Here is an 18,399-nt window from a genome sequence, read left to right on the forward strand (position 1 = left end):
CCACATTACTGCCGGGCACTTTCCGGCCGGGCATTTGCAGGCCGGGCATTTGCAGGCCGGCTGGACGGCCTCAGGTGACCAATTTGCGGACCAGGCGGGCGCCCTGTGCCAGGGACAGGCCCGGGAGGTAGGCCCGGGTCAGCGCGCGGCCGATGGCGGGCAGGTGCAGCGGGTCCTGGTAATACAGGTAGAGCGCCCGATACTCCGGCTTGAATCTCGATTTGAACGCCGCCAGGGAGCGGAAGCCATAGACCGGTTCAAGCGCGTGGCCTACCAGGTCCAGGATCCTGACGAGGTTCTGCGCGCCCTCGTCGGTGGCGCCCGCTTCCGTGCTTTCGTCCGCCGTCCCCGTATCGTCCACGGCGTCTCCCGTCCCCGGCTGCATGTCCGGGCGGCTGGCCAGCGGGGAGCCGGACAAGGAGATCATGTCCACCGAGTCCCGTAGCTCGAGGACAGCCGAGGCGATCAGGAACTCCATCACGCCCGGGAATCCCTCGCTGCCGCGGCGCATGACGTCCAGCGTCCGGCTGACCAGCCGCCCGCCGTCGTACACGGGCAGCCAACTGGTCACGCCGTGGACCGTGCCGTTGCCGTCCACAGCCAGGCAGCAGAGGACTTCCTCGTCATCGACCTCGTCCACTCCCCCAAGCGTGAAGCCCATTTCCGGAACCGATTTGGTGGCCGCCCACTCCTCGGACACTTCGTTCAGCCGCGACCGCAGCGCCGGCGGCAGCGAGTGGTACGAGCCCCAGACCGCGTGGACGCCCAGCTTCGCCGCGCGGTTCAGGGCGGTCCGGACGTTCTGCCACTCTTTGCCCTTGAACTCGAGCTCATCCAGCGCCAGCCGGGTCTCCTGGGCAACGGCCACGCGGGAAAAACCACGTTCCCGGAGCGCCGGCCACATGGTGTCGTCGCAGGAGTAGAGCGCCGGCACCAGTGCCTGGCTGCGGCAGTAGTCCAGGAATCCCTCGGTCACTCTCTGCTCAGCCCCGCGGTCGCCGATCGCACCGCCCAGGGTCAACGCCACGGTCCCATGCTGTTGGAACGCCATTCCACCTGCACCGTCGGGGCTGAACCAGTAGGTGTTGGGCTCCCAGAGTGCCATCCATGACAGCGGGCCGCCGCCCTGGTGGAGCAGGTCCCGGGCGCGGTCCCGGTCCTGCCGCCCGAAGTTGAGGCCGTGGTGCCGGCCCACCAGAACCCACCACACGGCCACCAGGGCTACCAGCCAGAACACCGGACCCGAGTAGGCGAACAACAAGGCTTCTGCGCTGTCCTGCTCGGGGAAGACCCGCCGGAAATGCTGGGGAATGGGCACCGGAACGTACTGCCGGGCCAGCTCGGCGAAGAGCCCCAGCAAGCCTCCGTCGCGGGCCAGTCCCCCGGACCAGAACCAGGCCACGGTGTAGGAGCCGGCCAGGGCAAGCCAGGTTCCGCAGACCACGGCACCGAGCACGCGCCGGGCGCCGGGACGGGTCTGCACGCGGAACTGCCTCCGGTTCAGCCACAGGACGACCGCCAGCAGCAGCGGGACAACCACCAGGGGAAGCACGTGCGCGAAGGCCGAGGACAGCGGCGTGGCATGCGTGCCCTGCAGGCGGGACGGGACAAGGGCGAACAGGGCAAGGTAGACGGCGGCCAGGGCCGTAACGGCCAACTGGATGGCCAGGGCGATGTTGAGGGCAAGCCGGCGGCCGCGGCGCATGCCGTCCGCGCAGATCAGCAGCAGGATGACCGGCACCACCGCCAGCGCCAAACCGAACGGTCCGGCAAATCCCGCCCGCCCTGTTTCCAGGCAGGACGCGTCAACTGTGGCGCCGCAGTTGAACACCAGCTGGCTGAGGGTGGGCATCGGACTCAGCACAACGTCGCGCAGCAGGGCCAACGGTCCCGTGGGCGCCCGCGTAATGCCGGTCAGGATCGGTCCCACGGCAAAGACCGCAACGGTGAGGGCCAACAGGTTCCTGGTCTCACGGCCCGTGGACCGGTGGCGGTGCAGGCGCCCCTGGTCCCCCTGGATCCACCAGCCGGCCAGGAGGCCAAGGAGCGCGCCGATAAGGCCGATCACCGTCTCGGCATGTCCCACGTAAAGAACCAGGAGGATCGAAATGGACAGCACCACGGTGCGGAGCCGGCGCTGCCACAGCAGGGTGATACGGGCGCTGGCAGCCAGGCCGGCGGTCAACACCGGGGCGTAGGGGCCAATCAGGTTGTCATCGGCCATGGCGTCCAGCCAGCCGTCCCCCACATATCCCGCCAGCTGGGTCACCAGGAGGAACACGGTGACGGCCGCGAACTGGCCGCCGAAGAACAGACCGACGGCGGCCCGCCAGCCCAGCTTGCGCTCGGCAAGTCCCAGCAGCAGGACCATCATCAGCGACGCCGCGATGTAAGCCAGCGGGTTGGTGGCGAAGAAGAGGCTGGTGAACAGCGACCACCACTGCCCGCCGCGCAGGCCGGGGCCGCTGACGGAGGCAAGCCCCAGGAGCTGCTCCGGCGGGCCGTCCAGGAAGCTTCCGGTCAGGGCGGCGGTGGCGAGGAAGGCAACAACCACCCCAAGCGTGAACGGCATGGACTTCAGCGTGCGCAGCGTCTGCTGCACCGCAGGGCGTCCGACGGCGGCCCACATCAGGGCGGCCGTGCGGTTGGGGTTCCTGGTGGTCACCACTGCATCCCCCACTGGCTGCCAAGGAACTGCAGGGCGTCGGCAAAGCGCTTGGATGAAGTGTCCCAGGAGTGGCCGGTGTGCTCCACCACGTGTGCCTGCACTGTGAAGCCGGCGCCCTGCGCTGCCGCGGCAAGCGTCTGGAGGTTGGCCACGAACTCCGGATCGTTCTGGCCTGCGGTGAGGTACATGCCGTGGGACTCGAACCGTTGGTGTTTCATAATCTCCAGTGGAGTCTGCCGGGTGAATTCGTCGGGGGTTCCGGGGAAGGCTGCGTCGATGGTCTTCTGGCGTTCCTTGGCAATTGCCGGCTCCGCTTCGCTGGAGAAGGCCAGCACGTCCGCGTAGATCTCAGGATGCCTGGTTCCCATTTGCACCGCGCAGGTGCCGCCGAAGGAGAAGCCGCCGATGGCCCAGTGGCTGTGGTTGGTGTCCACCGCCAGGGTGGAACCTATCCACTGTGGCACGTCCTGTGAAAGGTACGTGTCCGCTTTGGCGATGCGGCTGTCCATGCACATGGTGTTGGCGGACTGCGAGCCATTGGGATCCGGGATGACCACCACCGGTGACACCCCGCCATGGGCGGCGGCAAAGGAGTCCATATGGCCGCGAATTGCGCCGCCGGTGAGCCAGTCGGCGGGACCGCCGGGCTGCCCTGCCACCAGGACCAGCACGGGCAGGGCGGGGCGGTTGGCTGCAAAGTAGGCCGGCGGAAGATAGATGTAGGCGTCGCGGGTGTTCATTCCGGACAACGTTCCTGGAATCGTGGACTTGCGCAGTTCGCCTCCGGCAGGCAGCTCCCCCTGCGGCTTCCAGCCCTGCAGCGGCACGCCGTCGGGCCCCCCGGGGTGGCGCATGAGGTCCTGCTCCAGCACGGGAATACGCGCCAGTGCCGTGCCCAGCAGGTCACTGACGGTCCTGTTGAGGCCGAAGTAGGCGTTGATCTGGATCGCGGACAGCAGCACCACCAGCAGCGCGGCGAGGACCCCTCCCCCGCGGCCGCCCCAACTCGTCCGGGGCAGCCGGAGCAGGCACAGGAGCAGTGCCGCCACACCCGGAACCAGCCACAGCAGGACGGGGTCGGGCAGGTCCTCGGGGAAGATGGTGAAGATGTTGATCAGCGCCCAGTGCACCGTACCAACCAGGGCGAAGGCGGCTGCCGCGGCGATGAGGATGCGGACAGCCCAAGCCCGGACGCGATGGACCGGAACCATGGCGGCGCGCCAGGGTGGCACCAGGAGATAGGCGGCGCCGCCCATTCCCAATACCAGCACGGTTCCGTAGAGTGGACCGTCGGTGAGCCGGATGTCTAAAAGCCAGTCCACGTTGGCTAGCGCCAGGTCCCCACGCCAATGACAGGACCTGCTTCCAGCCAGGATGACAGTCCCGTGTAGGCGTCGAACTTCATGGCCAGGTGCAGGTCCTGCCCCTCGTAGCGGAGTTCGACGATCACCACGTCCGGCTGGACCTTCACCGCCTCCGCTTCGGTAGGCTTCCGGCGGCCCAGCAGCTCCAGTGAGCTGCGTTTAAATGTGTACTTGGGGCGGACGCTCAAGGAGATGAGCCTGAACCACTCGAGGTCATTGTCCTGATAACGACAAACCCCCATCTGCCAGCTGTTTCCAGCTACGCAAATGGAGGCGTCCACCGTGCCGAGGGCACGCCGCAAGTTGAAGCGGCGTACCCCCGAAAGGCACAGTGCAAAAATCAGCAATCCGAACGCGATTGCCAGTGCGATGAACGAAATACCCGGTGCGTCCATCAAGGTCGTGCTAGCGGATCCCAGCGGTAGCCGAGCCGCCCAACTGGGCGTTGTCAGCAACGATCACCACGCGGTTGTTGTCGACGGAGAAGAACCCGCCGTCGACGTCCACCGCAATACGGTCCCCGGAAACCGGCTGGATTGCCAGTTCACCCTCGGCCAGGATCGCCAGCAGGGGCGAGTGGCCGGGCAGGATTCCGATTTCACCATCGCTGGTGCGGGCCTTGACCATCTTGGCCGCTCCGGACCACACAAAGTGGTCCGCTGCGACAATCTCAACCTCAAGCTCAGCCATATTACTTGGTCTGTTCCTGGATCTTGGCCCACTGGCGCTCGACGTCGTCGAGGCCGCCGACGTTGAAGAACGCCTGCTCCGCGATGTGGTCGAGTTCGCCGTCGCAGATCGCCGCGAAGCCTTCAACGGTGTCCTTGATGGAAACCGTGGAGCCTTCAACACCGGTGAACTGCTTTGCGGTGTAGGTGTTCTGCGAGAGGAACTGCTGGATGCGGCGTGCACGCGACACGACGATCTTGTCTTCTTCGGAGAGTTCATCGACACCGAGGATGGCGATGATGTCCTGGAGTTCCTTGTTCTTCTGCAGGATCTGCTTCACACGGACGGCCGTGTTGTAGTGGTCCTTGCCGATGTACTGGGGGTCCAGGATGCGGGAGGTGGACGTCAGCGGGTCGACGGCCGGGTACAGGCCACGGGAGGCGATTTCACGGGAAAGTTCCGTGGTGGCATCCAGGTGCGCGAAGGTGGTGGCCGGCGCGGGGTCGGTGTAGTCATCTGCGGGAACGTAGATGGCCTGCATCGAGGTGATGGAGTGGCCCTTGGTGGAGGTGATGCGCTCCTGCAGGAGGCCCATCTCGTCCGCCAGGTTGGGCTGGTAGCCCACGGCCGAAGGCATACGGCCGAGGAGGGTGGAAACCTCGGAACCTGCCTGGGTGAACCGGAAGATGTTGTCGATGAAGAGCAGCACGTCCTGGTTCTGCACATCGCGGAAGTACTCTGCCATGGTCAGCGCGGACAGGGCCACGCGGAGGCGCGTTCCCGGCGGCTCATCCATCTGGCCGAAGACAAGGGCGGTGTCCTTGAGGACGCCTGCCTCTTCCATCTCAACCCAGAGGTCGTTGCCCTCGCGGGTACGCTCGCCAACACCGGCGAACACGGAAGTACCACCGAAGTTGCGGGCAACACGGGTGATCATTTCCTGGATCAGAACGGTCTTGCCTACGCCGGCGCCGCCGAAGAGGCCGATCTTTCCACCCTTGATGTACGGGGTGAGGAGGTCGATGACCTTGATGCCGGTCTCCAGCATCTCGGTGGAGCCTTCCAGCGAAGCGAAGCTGGGAGCCTTGCGGTGGATGGGCCAGCGTTCGCTGACATCCAGCTCCGACTCGGCAACGTCCAGGGGCTGGCCCAGCACGTTGAAGATGTGGCCCTTGACGCCGTCGCCGACGGGAACGGAGATGGGGGCGCCGGTGTCCACCACGGAGGTGCCGCGGACAAGGCCGTCGGTTGCCTGCAGGGAGATGGCGCGGACGAGGTTGTCACCCAGGTGCTGGGAGGTCTCGAACGTGATGGTCTTGGTCTCACCGTTGAGAGTAATCTCGGTGGTGAGGGCGTTGTAGATCGACGGGATTGCGTCAGCCGGGAATTCGACGTCGACAACCGGGCCGATTACGCGCGCAATACGGCCGGTGGCACCGGCCGTTGCGGCTACGCGTTCGGTAGCAGTGGCAGTCATCTCTCTCACTTCACTCAGTAGATGGCGTGGGGTTAAGTTTATCTGTGGTGGTGCTGGTTCCGCGTAAACCGGGGCGTTGGAGGCTACGACGCAAGGGCGTCGGCACCGGCAACAATCTCGGAGAGTTCCTGCGTGATTTCGGCCTGGCGGGCCGTGTTGCGCAGACGCGTGTACTTCTTGATCAGTTCCGTTGCGTTGTCGCCTGCCGACTTCATCGCCCGCTGGCGGGCGGCCAGCTCCGATGCAGCGGCCTGCAGCATCGCGGCAAACAGTCGCGATTCGATGTAGCGCGGCAGCAGTGCGTCAAGGACCCGCTCGGTTTCCGGCTCGAACTCGTACAGCGGCAGCAGCTCCGATTCGGAGGCGGCTTGCTCTTCCACTACCTCCAGCGGCAGGAGGCGGATGACCGTGGGCTCCTGCGTAACCATCGACTTGAAGCGCGTGTACACAACGTGGATCTCGTCCACGCCGCCCTCAGCGAAATCGGTGGCGAAATCGTGGAGCAGTGCCTCGCCGATTTCACGGGCGGTGCTGAACTCGGGGGCGTCGGTTCCTCCGGTCCAGACCCGCGCGTACTCGCGGTTCCGGAAATCGAAGTAGGCCTGGGCCTTGCGGCCCACGAGGTAGGTCTTGACTTCCTTGCCTTCGGCGTGGAGCAGCTCGTTGAGACCTTCCGCCTGCTTGAGGACACCGGCAGAGTAGGAACCAGCCAAGCCACGGTCCGAGGTGATTACCAGGACGGCGGCACGGCGGATCTGCTCCGGCTCAGTGGTCAGCGGGTGGTCGATTTCGCTTTGGCTGGCGACAGCAGAAACGGCGCGCGTGATCGCGTTCGCGTAAGGCAGTGAAGCTGCTACGCGCGCACGGGCCTTCCCGATGCGCGAGGTAGCGATCAGTTCCATCGCCTTGAAGATCTTGCGCATCGACGTGGTCGAGCTGATCTTCTGGCGGTAGACCCGGATCTGGGCTCCCATACTTATCCTTTCCTAACATTCCGTAGCCGGTGTGCCGGACCCTGGGGCCCGGCACACCGGCGGTGCGGAATTAGCGCTTCTGCTTGACGATCTTTTCCTGGTCGACTTCGCCCTCGGAGATAGCGTCATGCTCCTCGTGGCCGGCGCCTACCAGGTGGTTGTCACCCTCGCCGAAGAAGCCCTTCTTGAAGTCCACGATCGAGGACTTCAGAGCGGCAACGGTGTCGTCGTCCAGCACGTTGGTCTGGGCCAGCGTGGTCAGGATCGAGGACTTGTGGCGCAGGTGCTCCAGGAACTCGGCCTCGAAGCGGCTGATGTCCTCGACGGGAACGTCATCCAGGTAGCCGTTGGTGCCGGCCCAGATGGAGACGACCTGGTCCTCGACCGGGAACGGCGAGTACTGGCCCTGCTTGAGCAGTTCCATCAGGCGGGCGCCACGGGTCAGCTGCTGGCGGGACGCTGCATCCAGGTCGGACGCGAACATCGCGAACGCCTGCATGTCGCGGTACTGTGCAAGGTCCAGCTTCAAGGTGCCGGAGACCTTCTTCATGGACTTCACCTGGGCGGCACCGCCAACGCGGGAAACCGACACACCCACGTCAACAGCGGGACGCTGGTTGGCGTTGAAGAGGTCGGACTGCAGGAAGATCTGGCCGTCGGTGATGGAGATGACGTTGGTCGGGATGTAGGCGGACACGTCGTTCGCCTTGGTCTCGATCAGCGGCAGGCCCGTCATGGAGCCGGCACCGAGCTCGTCGGAGAGCTTGGCACAACGCTCCAGCAGGCGGGAGTGCAGGTAGAAGACGTCGCCCGGGTAGGCTTCGCGTCCCGGCGGACGGCGCAGGAGCAGCGACACGGCGCGGTAGGCTTCGGCCTGCTTGGACAGGTCATCGAACACGATCAGGACGTGCTTGCCGCCGTACATCCAGTGCTGACCGATGGCCGAGCCGGCGTACGGTGCCAGGTACTTGAAGCCTGCGGGGTCGGACGCGGGAGAAGCCACGATGGTGGTGTACTCCAGCGCGCCGTTGTCCTCAAGGGTCTGGCGGATGGCGGCAATCGTGGACGCCTTCTGGCCGATGGCAACGTAGATGCAGCGGACCTGCTTGTTGACATCGCCCGAAGCCCAGTTGGCCTTCTGGTTGATGATGGTGTCGATCGCAATGGCGGACTTGCCCGTCTGGCGGTCGCCAATGATCAGCTGGCGCTGGCCGCGGCCGATCGGGATCATCGCGTCGATGGCCTTGAGGCCGGTCTGCATCGGCTCGTGGACCGACTTGCGCTGGGTCACGCCGGGGGCCTGAAGCTCCAGTGCGCGGGTGGTCTCGGCCTTGATCTCGCCGAGGTCGTCGATGGGCACGCCCAGCGGGTCGACAACGCGGCCAAGGAAGGCATCGCCAACGGGAACGGACAGAACCTGCCCGGTCCGGTGGACTTCCTGGCCTTCTTCGATGCCGGTGAAGTCGCCGAGGATGATGACGCCGATTTCACGGACGTCGAGGTTCTGGGCCAGGCCCAGGGTGCCGTCCTCAAAGCGCAGCAGCTCGTTCGCCATGACCGAGGGAAGGCCCTCAACACGGGCGATGCCGTCACTAGCGGTGGTTACGCGGCCGACCTCTACGCGCTCTGCGTTCCCGGGTTCGTAGGACGCCGCGAACTCGTTCAGCGCATTACGGACGTCGTCGGCGTTGATGGTCAATTCGGCCATCTGCAGTCCCTGCTCTCCTGTTTGTGATCACCGCAAACGGTGACCGGGGTTTCTATCAGTTGTGTTGTGCTTGTCCGGCTAGCCGGCCAGCTGGCGTTGCAGTTCGCCCAGCCGGGTGAGGACCGAAGCGTCGAGCACCTCGTCACCTACCTGGACGCGGATGCCGCCAATGAGCGCCGGGTCAACGTTGATGTTGACCTTCAGTTCCCGCCCGTACAGATTGTTCAGGCCTGCCTGGAGGCGTGCCAGCTGCGTCTGCGACAAAGGACGGGTCACACTGACCGTTGCAATCCAGCGCTGCTGCCGCTTGGCCGCCAGTTCGGCAAACCGTTCCACAAGCCGGGTGGGCTTGATCCCGCGGGGCTGGCTGACTGCCTGCGTGATGAGGACTTTGGCTTCCTCACTGACGCCGGGCACCAGCTTCTCGGCGAGGGCAGACTTGGCTGCTGCGCTTGCCTGCGGTTCGGACAGAGCACGTTGTACCTCGTGGCTGGAGGCAACAGCCTGGTTGAAGGAAAACAGATCGTTTTCCAGTTCTTCCAGGCCAGTGATTCCGGAGGCAGAAACGGCCGACTTGTTTTCAGCAACGGAAATGACCACCGTTGCGGCAAGAGTCTCGAGTGCATCGCCGATGTCACGCGCCGATGCCCAGCGTGAGCTGGCCAGTCCGCCCGCGATCTCAGCAGCATCAGCGGAGACTTTTCCGCCAACCAGCTGCCTGACCAGCGCCGACTTTTCGTCACCGCTGCGGGAGGGGTCAGTCAGGGCACGGCGCAAGCCAGCCGAGCTGTCCACCATTCCCAGAATTCCGAAGAGTTCCTTTGCCAGCTGCAGCGACGCCGTAGGAAGCTTCGCTTCCAACGCGGCCAGGGCTGTTGCCAGCGATTCGCTCGATACGCCTGCCATTACTTAGCTGCACCTGCGTTCTGGGACTCCAGATCTGCCAGGAAGCGGTCCACTACCCGTGCTGCCCGTGCGTCGTCGTCGAGGGACTCGCCCACGATGCGGCCGGCAAGGGTGGTGGCCAGGGTGCCTACCTCAGAGCGCAGGGACACAACGGCCGCCTGGCGTTCGGATTCGATCTGCGCGTGGGCCTGTGCGGTGATGCGGGCAGACTCTGCTGCCGCCTTCTCCTTGAGATCCGCGAGGATCTGGGCACCTTCGGCGCGGGCTTCCTCACGGATGCGGTTGGCTTCGGTGCGGGCGTCGGTCAGCTGCTGCTTGTACTCTTCGAGTGCAGCAGACGCCTCAGCCTGGGCCTTTTCAGCCTTGGCGATGCCGCCTTCAATGGCCTCGGCACGCTCGGCGAAGGTCTTCTCGAACATCGGGACAACGTACTTGACCACGATGAAGAAGAGGATGGCAAAGCCCACGAAGACAACCAGCATTTCCCAGGCATTGGGAACAAGGGGGTTGACGTCGCCTTCAGCGGCGGCTGAGATGATCAGCTGATGCATATTTCACCCGTCCTTATCTACTCGGTTCTGAATGTTCGCTGAAGTTCTGAAGGTTTACTTGAGAACGAAAGCGAAGACCAGGCCCAGGATGGCGAGTGCTTCGGTCAGCGCCAGGCCAAGGAATGCGATCGGCTGCAGGACGCGCTGGGCTTCCGGCTGGCGTGCAACGCCGTTGATGTAGGCAGCGAACACGAGACCCACACCGATACCACCGCCGATAGCCGAGAGGCCATAGCCGATGAGGTTGAGGGAGCCGTTGATGGAGCCTTCCATTTTTTTTCCTTTCAAGATGCCGCTTTGTGCGGCAGGTTGTTTGGGTTGCTTCATCCCCGCGAGGGGAAGACTGTGGTGTGCCGGCGGAGCATGGCTCCCCCGGCGGGGTGCCTAGTGGCTGTCGGCGTGCAGCGCGCCTTCGATGTAGATCGCGGTCAGCAGCGTGAAGACGTAGGCCTGCAGGACCATGATCAGGGCCTCGAGCATGTACATGGCGATGGCACCGGCCAGGACCAGGACCGAGGTGCCCTTCAGCAGGACGTTCTCCTGCATGATCAGGTACTCGATGCCGGAACCGGCGATCATCACGATCAGGTGGCCTGCGAGCATCGTGGCGAACAGACGGAGGCTGTGCGTGACGGGCCGGACCACGAAGTTGGAGATGATCTCAATGGGGATGACGATCGGCAGGATGTACCACGGAACGCCCGACGGGACGGTGGCCAGCTTGAAGTAGCGCAGGCCGTTCTTCTTGATGCCGATGGCGATCCAGGTGATGTAGACCAGGCCGGCCAGCACGTACGCTCCACCCACGTGCGAGAACGTGGGGAGCTGGAACACCGGGATGGCGCCGTAGATGTTGTTGACAAGGATGAAGAAGAACAGGCTGAAAAGCAGCGGGACGTACTTGATGAAGTCCCTGCCGCCGATGATGTCCTTGGCAATGCCGTTGCGGACGAAGCCGTAAGCGGCCTCGCCGGCGAACTGGAGCTTGCCGGGTACCAGCTGCTGCTTGCGTGCGGCCAGCACGAAGAAGACGGCGATAAAGACGACAGAGAGGAGGACCAGCAGCATCTGCTTGGAGAATCCTTCTGCGGCACCCCACGGCAGGATTGCCGGCAAATGCATTTCGTTAATACCAGGAGGAGTGAACTCTCCTGAATCTTGGGCCGGGAGCGCAAGCGCGATCAACGCGTTTCCTCTCTGCAGTGTCCATCATTGGGCGTTGGGCGGGGTCCGGCAGCCTGACAGCCTGCTGTTCCCCCTGTGAAATTATTTGGCATTATCTTCTCCGTCCTGGGACGGTGCGCCGGGAGCATGGCGCTCATCAGCATTTTTGCGGGAACTGGTGAGGCCGTGCATGTGGGAAAGGTAGAAACCTCCGACGGCTCCGAGCAGAGCGCCTGCGAGCACAATCCAGCGCGTTCCCCACAGATAATCCAGTCCCCACCCTATCAAACTCCAGACGATGATTCCGCCAATGATGTAGCTGAATACAGCCATTCCAGCGTTGTAGCCGCCATCGTTGGAAGGGTCGGAAGCAGCGGGAGCGGAGCCTTTGGATCCCCGTCTGCCGTGAGCGCCGCCCGCGGACTTCTTCGGGTCACGCATCGGCTGCTCCCCTGTCTTCTGGATCGTTGTAGATCTGGAGGCGGGCCCGGCTGAAGCCATGGATCTCCGCAGCCTGCCAAAGGACGACGGCAACCACCGCGCCGATGATGAACCACCGGCCGTGGAGCCATACCGGAGCGCCAATGGCGAACAGGACCACCGCAAAGCCCACTACCTTGATGAAGTAGGTGGCGACGAACACACCGATCGCCCCCGACGGGTTGCTGCGTCCCACGAAGTGCCCCACCAGCAGGCTGATACCAAAGAACAGCATCACCAGCAGGCCACCGAGGACGCTCGATATGGCGCCGGCGAACCCGTTAAGGAGTGCGGCCGGGATGGCACACAGCACAAGCCCCACCGACGCGGCAATGGAACTGCGCTTGAGCAGGTTCAGCCACAGTGAGGGCGTGGGACCGGAGGCGCCAACGGGACCATTGCCGGATGCAGGTCCGGACTCGGCGTTGGAGGTCATTCGATCCCAATCGTCGGCACCACATGGCACATCGCCAGGAGGCAGGGGGTGGAGTGGCAGCTTGGGCTGCCCCTAAATTCTACATGAGATAGAAATAATTCAGAACCGGCGTTACGCCGTCGTTTCCGCATTTCCCCGCGACAGGTAGGGCCACGCCGTGACCAGTCCCATGACGAGCGTGGCAAAGATGTCCACCGCGAGCACGATTTGCCAAGGGAAGATTGCGAAGGCCAGGCCGCCGAACGAGAGCACTGCCGTCCACAGGTACATCAGGATGACGGCGGTGCGGTGCGAATAGCCGATGTCCAGCAGCTTATGGTGCAGGTGGCCGCGGTCCGCCGACCACGGGGAACGTCCACGGGCCGTCCTGCGCACCACGGCAAGTCCCAGGTCCAGCAGCGGAAGGAACAAGACGGCGAACGGAAGCAGGATGGGGATCACCGTTGAGATGCCGTTGGCGCGGTCGTAGAGGCCCGAGGAGATCTGCCCCGTGGACACCACACCGGCCGAGGCCATGAGCAGTCCGATCAGCATGGCGCCGGAATCGCCCATGAAGATCTTTGACGGAAACCAGTTGTGCGGCAGGAACCCCAGGCAGCCGCCCACCAGTACGGCCGTGATGAGGGTTGCCAGGTCCGAGTAGTCCAGCAGTACCGCGTTCCGGTGCACCCAGTAGGCGGTGAAGAAGAATGCCGTGCCGCCGATAATAGCCACCCCGGCGGCGAGGCCGTCCAGTCCGTCGATGAAGTTGAAGGCATTCATGGTGGTGACGATCAGCCCCGCTGTCAGCACCACGCGGAGCGTTTCGTTTTGCAGGTAGATGGGCTCCGGAACCCACGGAACGATGGTCATCCGGACACCCCAGAGGGCCACCGTCAGGCCGGCTGCGCTTTGCCCGATCAGCTTGACCCACCACCGGATGTCCAGCAGGTCGTCCGCCACGCCCACCAGGACGATCACGGCCGCGCCGGCCAGGACACCCCAGGGGGAGAAATTGTTCCGGTAGATGTCCTTGACGAAGAACGACTGGCTGGCCACGACCAGCGCCACCATGATGCCCAGGAAGATCGCGACGCCGCCGAGCCTGGAGACGGGGATGGAGTGCATGTCCCGGCTGCGGATTGGCAGGTGCAGCTCAAGCCTGTGGCCCACCACCCGGGCGCCCCATGTGGCGGCGTAGGACACGATGGCAGCCGTCAGCCCCATAAGCAGGTACATGATCATGCGGCAGGCACCGTCTTGGGATTATTGGTGTCGAAGCCGTTCAGCTGCGCCGGCAGCCGGTCCATGGTGGAAGGGCTCACTGGCCGGGAATCTGTTCTTCGATAAATGAAACTTCTCCGTCGCCGAGCGCGCAGCAGGCAGTGCGCCAGACTTACGCGCAGCGCCTTACAGGGCTGTATTACAGTGGACTCTAGTCAAAGATACTAGTGCCACCGGCACCATGGCTCCGCGCCACACGGGCGCACAACAGGTGGGGAACTCCCTGGCGGCCATGCGGAAAGGACCCCCATGACCCCCCGCATTGCGGTAGCCGCCGTGACGTTTGACCGGCCCAAGGAACTGTCCGTCCTGCTGGATTCGATCAACGCCCAGAGCCGGCAGGTGGACACCATTTGCCTTGTGGACAGCGGCACCACCCCTGCTGCGGAGGTTGCGGCGGCGCACCCCAACGTTGACTATGTCCGTTCGGAGGCCAACCTGGGCGGCGCCGGGGGGTTTGCGCTGGCAGCGCTCAAGGCGGTCGCCAGCGGTGCCCGCTGGGTTTGGATGATGGACGACGACGCCGAGCCCACCGATCCGGAATGCCTCGCCACGCTGCTTCGTGAGGCTGAGGCCCGCGACCTGGAAGCGGTGGTCCCCTTGGTGACAGCGCCCGGGCATCCCGAGCGGCTGTCCTTTTTCTTCCGCCTTGACGGCAAAGTCACGCACGACCGCGCAGAGGTTGAAATGCTCGGCTTCCTGCCGGACGACGGGCACTTCTTCAACGGCGCGCTGATCCGCTCGGACGTGTTCTTCAAAGTGGGACTGCCGGATATGCGGCTGTTCATCCGCGGCGACGAGGTGGATTTCACCATTCGGCTCCGCAAGGCGGGGATCCGTTTCGGCACGGTGACAACCACCGCCATTACGCACCCCCACGCCTTCTCGGAAACCCAGCACGTCTACGGCGCCCGCTGGCATGTGATCGTTCCCGACTCCGCCTTCAAGCGCTTCTACTACTACCGGAACCGCGGCTACTTGATCCGTCGGTACTTCCGGGTGCGCTCGTTCGTGGCTGACGTGGGCGGCTACCTGGGCTACTTCCTGCAGCGCCGCGACCTGCGGGGCTTTTTGGGTTGGGCGCGTTCGTTCAGTACCGGCCTCCGAGGCAAGGGTTTTGCCCCGCTGGAGGACCAGAAGTTCTAGGCCGGGCCCCGGTTTTTGATCCGCCGGGCAACCAGGAGCCACAGCAGGACCCAGGGCTCCCCCAGCACGCGGTAGGCAACACGGCGGGGATGCAGGAGCAGGCGCCAGGCCCACTCCAGCCCCATCCTGCCCAGCCACCGCGGAGCCAGTTTCTGGACTCCCGCCAGCTGTTCGATAGCGCCGCCCACGGCACAGTAGACGGAGGGCGGCATGTCGCGCAGCCGCCGCTGCAGGACCTCTTCCTGGAGCGGCATGCCGAGGCCGAGCAGGACCAGCTGGGGCTGTTCGCGGTGCAGCCACGCCACCGCCGCGTCCTCAAGGGCAGGATCCCAGCCCTCCCCCGGGAAGCCGGCAACATGGGCGTTCGGAACGATGTCCTTCAGCCTGCTGACAGCACCCGCATTAGCATCGGTGCCGGCGCCGATTACGGCGATACGTTCAAGGCCGCGCACCTGGTGAAGGGCGGGCAGCCAGTCGGTGGAACCAAGCCGGTAATCCATCACCGGGCCCTCGGCGTTGCCGGTCCTCCCCCAGAGCCACAGCACCGGGGCGCCGTCCAGGAGCACCACGTCGCTTTCCTCATACAGCCGACGGAAGCCGTCGTCGGACAGGGTGAGCGTGACGCTGTGCAGGTTGTGGCCCAGGACGGTCCGGGTCCGGCCGTCCTCGATGAACCGGTTGAGCTCCTCGACCAGCTCGGAAACGCGCAGGGGCGTCGCGTGGACGTCCAGGACCGGGATCTGCTGGCGGTCCAGCGCCATCAAGGCTGCTGGTTCCCGGCCGGCGTGGTGGGCTCTGCGTCGGCAGCCGGCACAGCGGAGGAGCCGGAGGCGGCAGGTGCGTGACCGGCGTCGTCCACCGTCTCCCCTGCGCCCGCCTGATCCGCTGCGGGTTCCTCTTCAGCCATGGGGATTTCCCCGAGGCCCAGGATTCCCGGGACGTGTTCGCGCAGCCGGTCAAGGCTCACGGCGCCGTTGCGGACCACGCGGAGGACGGGCCCGGTGGCGTCAACGATGGTTGAGGGCACGCCGGCTTCACCTTCCAGCGGGCGTGCGCCGCCTTCCAGGTACACCTCCACCGAGTCGGCAAGCTGTTCACGGGCTGCTGCGGCCGTCTGGGCGGGAGCCTGGCCGGTGCGGTTGGCGGAGGAAACCGCAAGCGGACCGGTCAGGGTCAGCAGTTCCAGGGCAACTTCGTCGGCGGGCATCCGCAGCGCCACGGTTCCCTTGGTTTCGCCAAGGTCCCAGTCCAGCGATGGCTGCGCGTGCAGGATGAGGGTCAGTCCGCCGGGCCAGAAGGCCTCGGCCAGCTTCCGGGCGTCCGCCGAAACCTCGGTGGCCAGGCCGTCCAGGGCGTTGATGCGCGGGATCAGGACGGGCGGCGGCATGGTGCGGCTGCGTCCCTTCGATACCAGCAGCATGGTGACGGCCTGCGGCGAGAATGCGTCCGCGCCGATGCCGTAAACCGTGTCCGTGGGGAGCACGACGCACTTCTTTTCGCTGATGGCACGCTGCGCGTGTTCCAGGCCCCGGGCCCGCTCGTCGTCAATGGTGCAGTCATAAGTTGTGGTCACTGGCCCATTCTTTCATTCCGTGTGGACTGGTCTGCGAGCACGGCACTGGTGGCGCGCTCCTTGCCGTTCAGGTCCAGGTGCGTGGTGATGGCTGTCCAGGTCCCGCTCCTGCCAAGCATGGCGGCAGTCCAGCCGGCCTGGACTTCGGCGTGTTCCATGACGAAGTAGCCCCCGGGACGCAGCAGCCGGGCAGCTGAGGCGGCGGCCGCCGTCGGAAGTTCCATGCCGTCCGCTCCCCCGCCGTACAAGGCCTCGGGCGGATCGTGCAGGGCTACTTCGGGTTCGTTGGGGATGGCTTCGGCGGGGATGTACGGCGGGTTGGAAATGACGACGTCGACAGTTCCGTTGAGTTCCGCGAAAGCGTCGCGCAGGTCCCCCAGGATGAGGTTGACACCCAGCGGCGCCAGGTTCTTCGCCGCCCAGGCGTGCGCGAAGGGGCTGTACTCGACGGCGTGGACCTCTGCGCCGGGTACTTCATGGGCCATGGAGCCCGCGATGGCACCGGATCCGGTCCCCAGGTCCACGATCCGTGGGTGCGGCATTCCCTTGACATGGTCAATGGCCAGCTGCACCACTGTTTCGGTCTCCGGCCGAGGAATGAACACGCCAGGTCCCACGGCCAGCTCCAGGTAGCGGAAATGCGCCACCCCGGTGATGTGCTGCAGCGGGATGCGGCTGGCACGTTCGGCCACGAGTTCGGCATAACCCTCCGGCACGGGAGTGTCACCCAGCATCAACGAGCGAAGGGGCCCCAGCCCAATGTTGAGCAGGTGGTCTGCCAGCAGTTCGGCGTCGGCCCGGGGACTGGGCACTCCGGCTTCCGCCAGGAGGGCCGCAGCCTCACGGACCGCTGCCGCCAGGGTCCGGGACGGCGCCGCGGAGGAGGGCTCGGTCATGGGCATGGATTCCGGTCAGTCGCCGATGGCGTCCAGGCGGGCCTGCTCGTCCATCTCGATGGCGGACTGGATGACCGGTTCCAGATCGCCGTTCATGACCTGGTCCAGGTTGTACGCCTTGTAGCCGGTGCGGTGGTCTGCGATCCGGTTTTCGGGGTAGTTGTAGGTACGGATGCGCTCCGAGCGGTCCATGGTGCGGATCTGCGACTTGCGCTGGGCCGAGTTTTCGGCGTCGATCTGCTCCTGCTGGTGCGCCAGGATGCGTGCCCGCAGCACGCGCATGCCGGCTTCGCGGTTCTGCAGCTGCGACTTCTCGTTCTGCATGGCCACCACGATGCCGGTGGGAAGGTGCGTGATGCGGACGGCGGAGTCAGTGGTGTTCACGGACTGCCCGCCCGGACCCGAGGACCGGTACACGTCGATCTTGAGGTCATTCTGGTTGATCTCGAGTTCTTCGGGCTCGTCCACTTCGGGCAGGACAAGTACGCCAGCGGCGGACGTGTGGATGCGGCCCTGGGATTCGGTGACGGGCACGCGCTGGACGCGGTGCACGCCGCCCTCGAACTTGAGGCGGGCGTAAACACCTTCGGCGGGGTCGTTGGAGTTGCCCTTGACCGCCACCTGGACGTCCTTGTACCCGCCAAGGTCCGATTCGGTGGCGGAGATGATTTCAGTCTTCCAGCCGCGGGACTCCGCGTACCGGGTGTACATGCGCAGCAGGTCGCCGGCGAACAGGGCGGCCTCGTCGCCGCCTTCACCGCCCTTGACCTCAAGGATCACATTGCGGGCATCGTCAGGATCGCGGGGAATGAGCAGGCGGCGAAGCTTGGCCGCGGCCGTCTCAAGTGAGGCCTCCAGCTCGGGCACCTCGGCAGCAAACTCGGGATCCTCGGCAGCCATCTCCTTGGCAGCGGCAAGATCATCCCGAAGGCCCTCCCACTTGTGATAGGCCTCCACAATGCCATTAAGCTGAGCCGACCGCCGCCCGAGCTTCCGGGCAAGCCGCTGGTCAGCATAAACAGCAGGATCCCCGAGCTGCGCCTGGATGGAGTCATGCTCATCAAGCAGGCCCTGTACGGACTCAAACATCTATAAACCTCTTTCGACTTGTACAAGTCTAGTAA

19 protein-coding genes are annotated in these 18,399 nt (G+C 65.0%); 1 reads left to right on the plus strand and 18 read right to left on the minus strand.

The window, feature by feature from the left end:
• Nucleotides 1–70: 70 nt before the first annotated feature.
• The 14 genes from ACFO0G_RS00665 to ACFO0G_RS00730 form a co-directional block, all read right to left on the minus strand.
• Nucleotides 71–2,629, minus strand: coding sequence for a bifunctional lysylphosphatidylglycerol flippase/synthetase MprF (locus ACFO0G_RS00665; RefSeq protein ID WP_376976655.1), 2,559 nt, complete (start codon nt 2,627–2,629; stop codon nt 71–73).
• A 32-nt stretch (nt 2,630–2,661) separates the two neighbouring features.
• Nucleotides 2,662–3,990 carry an alpha/beta hydrolase gene (locus ACFO0G_RS00670; RefSeq protein ID WP_286397764.1) on the minus strand — a complete coding sequence of 443 codons (1,329 nt, stop codon included), beginning with the start codon at nt 3,988–3,990 and terminating at the stop codon, nt 2,662–2,664.
• 5 nt (nt 3,991–3,995) lie between these two features.
• Entirely contained in the window at nt 3,996–4,427 is a 432-nt protein-coding gene (locus tag ACFO0G_RS00675) for a DUF2550 domain-containing protein (RefSeq protein ID WP_142133435.1), read from the minus strand.
• A gap of 10 nt (nt 4,428–4,437) precedes the next feature.
• Entirely contained in the window at nt 4,438–4,722 is a 285-nt protein-coding gene (locus tag ACFO0G_RS00680) for a F0F1 ATP synthase subunit epsilon (protein ID WP_018760117.1), read from the minus strand.
• Nucleotide 4,723: 1 nt separating this feature from the next.
• Nucleotides 4,724–6,178: a F0F1 ATP synthase subunit beta gene (gene atpD, locus ACFO0G_RS00685; RefSeq protein WP_286397765.1), complete on the minus strand. Its 1,455-nt coding sequence runs from the start codon at nt 6,176–6,178 to the stop codon at nt 4,724–4,726.
• An 83-nt stretch (nt 6,179–6,261) separates the two neighbouring features.
• Nucleotides 6,262–7,152 (minus strand): F0F1 ATP synthase subunit gamma, encoded by an 891-nt coding sequence (locus ACFO0G_RS00690; RefSeq protein ID WP_286397767.1) that lies wholly within the window; start codon nt 7,150–7,152, stop codon nt 6,262–6,264.
• A gap of 70 nt (nt 7,153–7,222) precedes the next feature.
• Entirely contained in the window at nt 7,223–8,860 is a 1,638-nt protein-coding gene (gene atpA / locus ACFO0G_RS00695; RefSeq protein ID WP_286397768.1) for a F0F1 ATP synthase subunit alpha, read from the minus strand.
• Nucleotides 8,861–8,938: 78 nt separating this feature from the next.
• Nucleotides 8,939–9,766, minus strand: a complete 828-nt coding sequence (locus ACFO0G_RS00700; RefSeq protein WP_142133431.1) for a F0F1 ATP synthase subunit delta — start codon at nt 9,764–9,766, stop codon at nt 8,939–8,941.
• The gene (locus ACFO0G_RS00705; protein ID WP_142133430.1) at nt 9,766–10,317 is read right to left on the minus strand and encodes a F0F1 ATP synthase subunit B; all 552 of its coding nucleotides are present in this window, start codon (nt 10,315–10,317) and stop codon (nt 9,766–9,768) included. Before ACFO0G_RS00705 ends, ACFO0G_RS00700 begins: the two co-directional genes overlap by 1 nt.
• A gap of 54 nt (nt 10,318–10,371) precedes the next feature.
• Nucleotides 10,372–10,590: an ATP synthase F0 subunit C gene (atpE, locus tag ACFO0G_RS00710; RefSeq protein WP_003804776.1), complete on the minus strand. Its 219-nt coding sequence runs from the start codon at nt 10,588–10,590 to the stop codon at nt 10,372–10,374.
• Between the two features lie 111 nt (nt 10,591–10,701).
• Complete coding sequence (atpB, locus tag ACFO0G_RS00715; RefSeq protein ID WP_142133429.1) at nt 10,702–11,502, minus strand: F0F1 ATP synthase subunit A; 801 nt, start codon at nt 11,500–11,502, stop codon at nt 10,702–10,704.
• Between the two features lie 81 nt (nt 11,503–11,583).
• On the minus strand, nt 11,584–11,922 hold the full coding sequence (locus tag ACFO0G_RS00720; protein ID WP_286397769.1) for an AtpZ/AtpI family protein: 339 nt from the start codon (nt 11,920–11,922) through the stop codon (nt 11,584–11,586).
• The gene (locus ACFO0G_RS00725; protein WP_286397771.1) at nt 11,915–12,397 is read right to left on the minus strand and encodes a hypothetical protein; all 483 of its coding nucleotides are present in this window, start codon (nt 12,395–12,397) and stop codon (nt 11,915–11,917) included. Before ACFO0G_RS00725 ends, ACFO0G_RS00720 begins: the two co-directional genes overlap by 8 nt.
• Before the next feature lie 111 nt (nt 12,398–12,508).
• Complete coding sequence (locus ACFO0G_RS00730) at nt 12,509–13,621, minus strand: MraY family glycosyltransferase (RefSeq protein WP_286397772.1); 1,113 nt, start codon at nt 13,619–13,621, stop codon at nt 12,509–12,511.
• Nucleotides 13,622–13,909: 288 nt separating this feature from the next.
• Here ACFO0G_RS00730 and ACFO0G_RS00735 point away from each other — a divergent pair, with 288 nt between their 5' ends.
• On the plus strand, nt 13,910–14,806 hold the full coding sequence (locus ACFO0G_RS00735; RefSeq protein WP_376976071.1) for a glycosyltransferase: 897 nt from the start codon (nt 13,910–13,912) through the stop codon (nt 14,804–14,806).
• Here the strand turns inward: ACFO0G_RS00735 and ACFO0G_RS00740 are convergent.
• From ACFO0G_RS00740 to prfA, 4 genes are read right to left on the minus strand one after another with little or no spacing between them, the layout of a single operon-like run.
• On the minus strand, nt 14,803–15,567 hold the full coding sequence (locus ACFO0G_RS00740) for a WecB/TagA/CpsF family glycosyltransferase (RefSeq protein ID WP_286397774.1): 765 nt from the start codon (nt 15,565–15,567) through the stop codon (nt 14,803–14,805). The two genes, ACFO0G_RS00735 and ACFO0G_RS00740, sit on opposite strands and share 4 nt — an antisense overlap.
• Nucleotides 15,567–16,379, minus strand: coding sequence for an L-threonylcarbamoyladenylate synthase (locus ACFO0G_RS00745; RefSeq protein ID WP_286397776.1), 813 nt, complete (start codon nt 16,377–16,379; stop codon nt 15,567–15,569). Before ACFO0G_RS00745 ends, ACFO0G_RS00740 begins: the two co-directional genes overlap by 1 nt.
• Nucleotides 16,376–17,275: a peptide chain release factor N(5)-glutamine methyltransferase gene (prmC, locus tag ACFO0G_RS00750; RefSeq protein ID WP_286397778.1), complete on the minus strand. Its 900-nt coding sequence runs from the start codon at nt 17,273–17,275 to the stop codon at nt 16,376–16,378. The genes ACFO0G_RS00745 and prmC overlap by 4 nt, the downstream gene beginning before the upstream one ends.
• Before the next feature lie 15 nt (nt 17,276–17,290).
• Complete coding sequence (gene prfA / locus ACFO0G_RS00755) at nt 17,291–18,364, minus strand: peptide chain release factor 1 (RefSeq protein WP_286397780.1); 1,074 nt, start codon at nt 18,362–18,364, stop codon at nt 17,291–17,293.
• Nucleotides 18,365–18,399 lie beyond the last annotated feature (35 nt).

The sequence above is a fragment of the Arthrobacter sedimenti genome (assembly GCF_042652025.1).
Lineage (GTDB): Bacteria > Actinomycetota > Actinomycetes > Actinomycetales > Micrococcaceae > Arthrobacter > Arthrobacter sedimenti.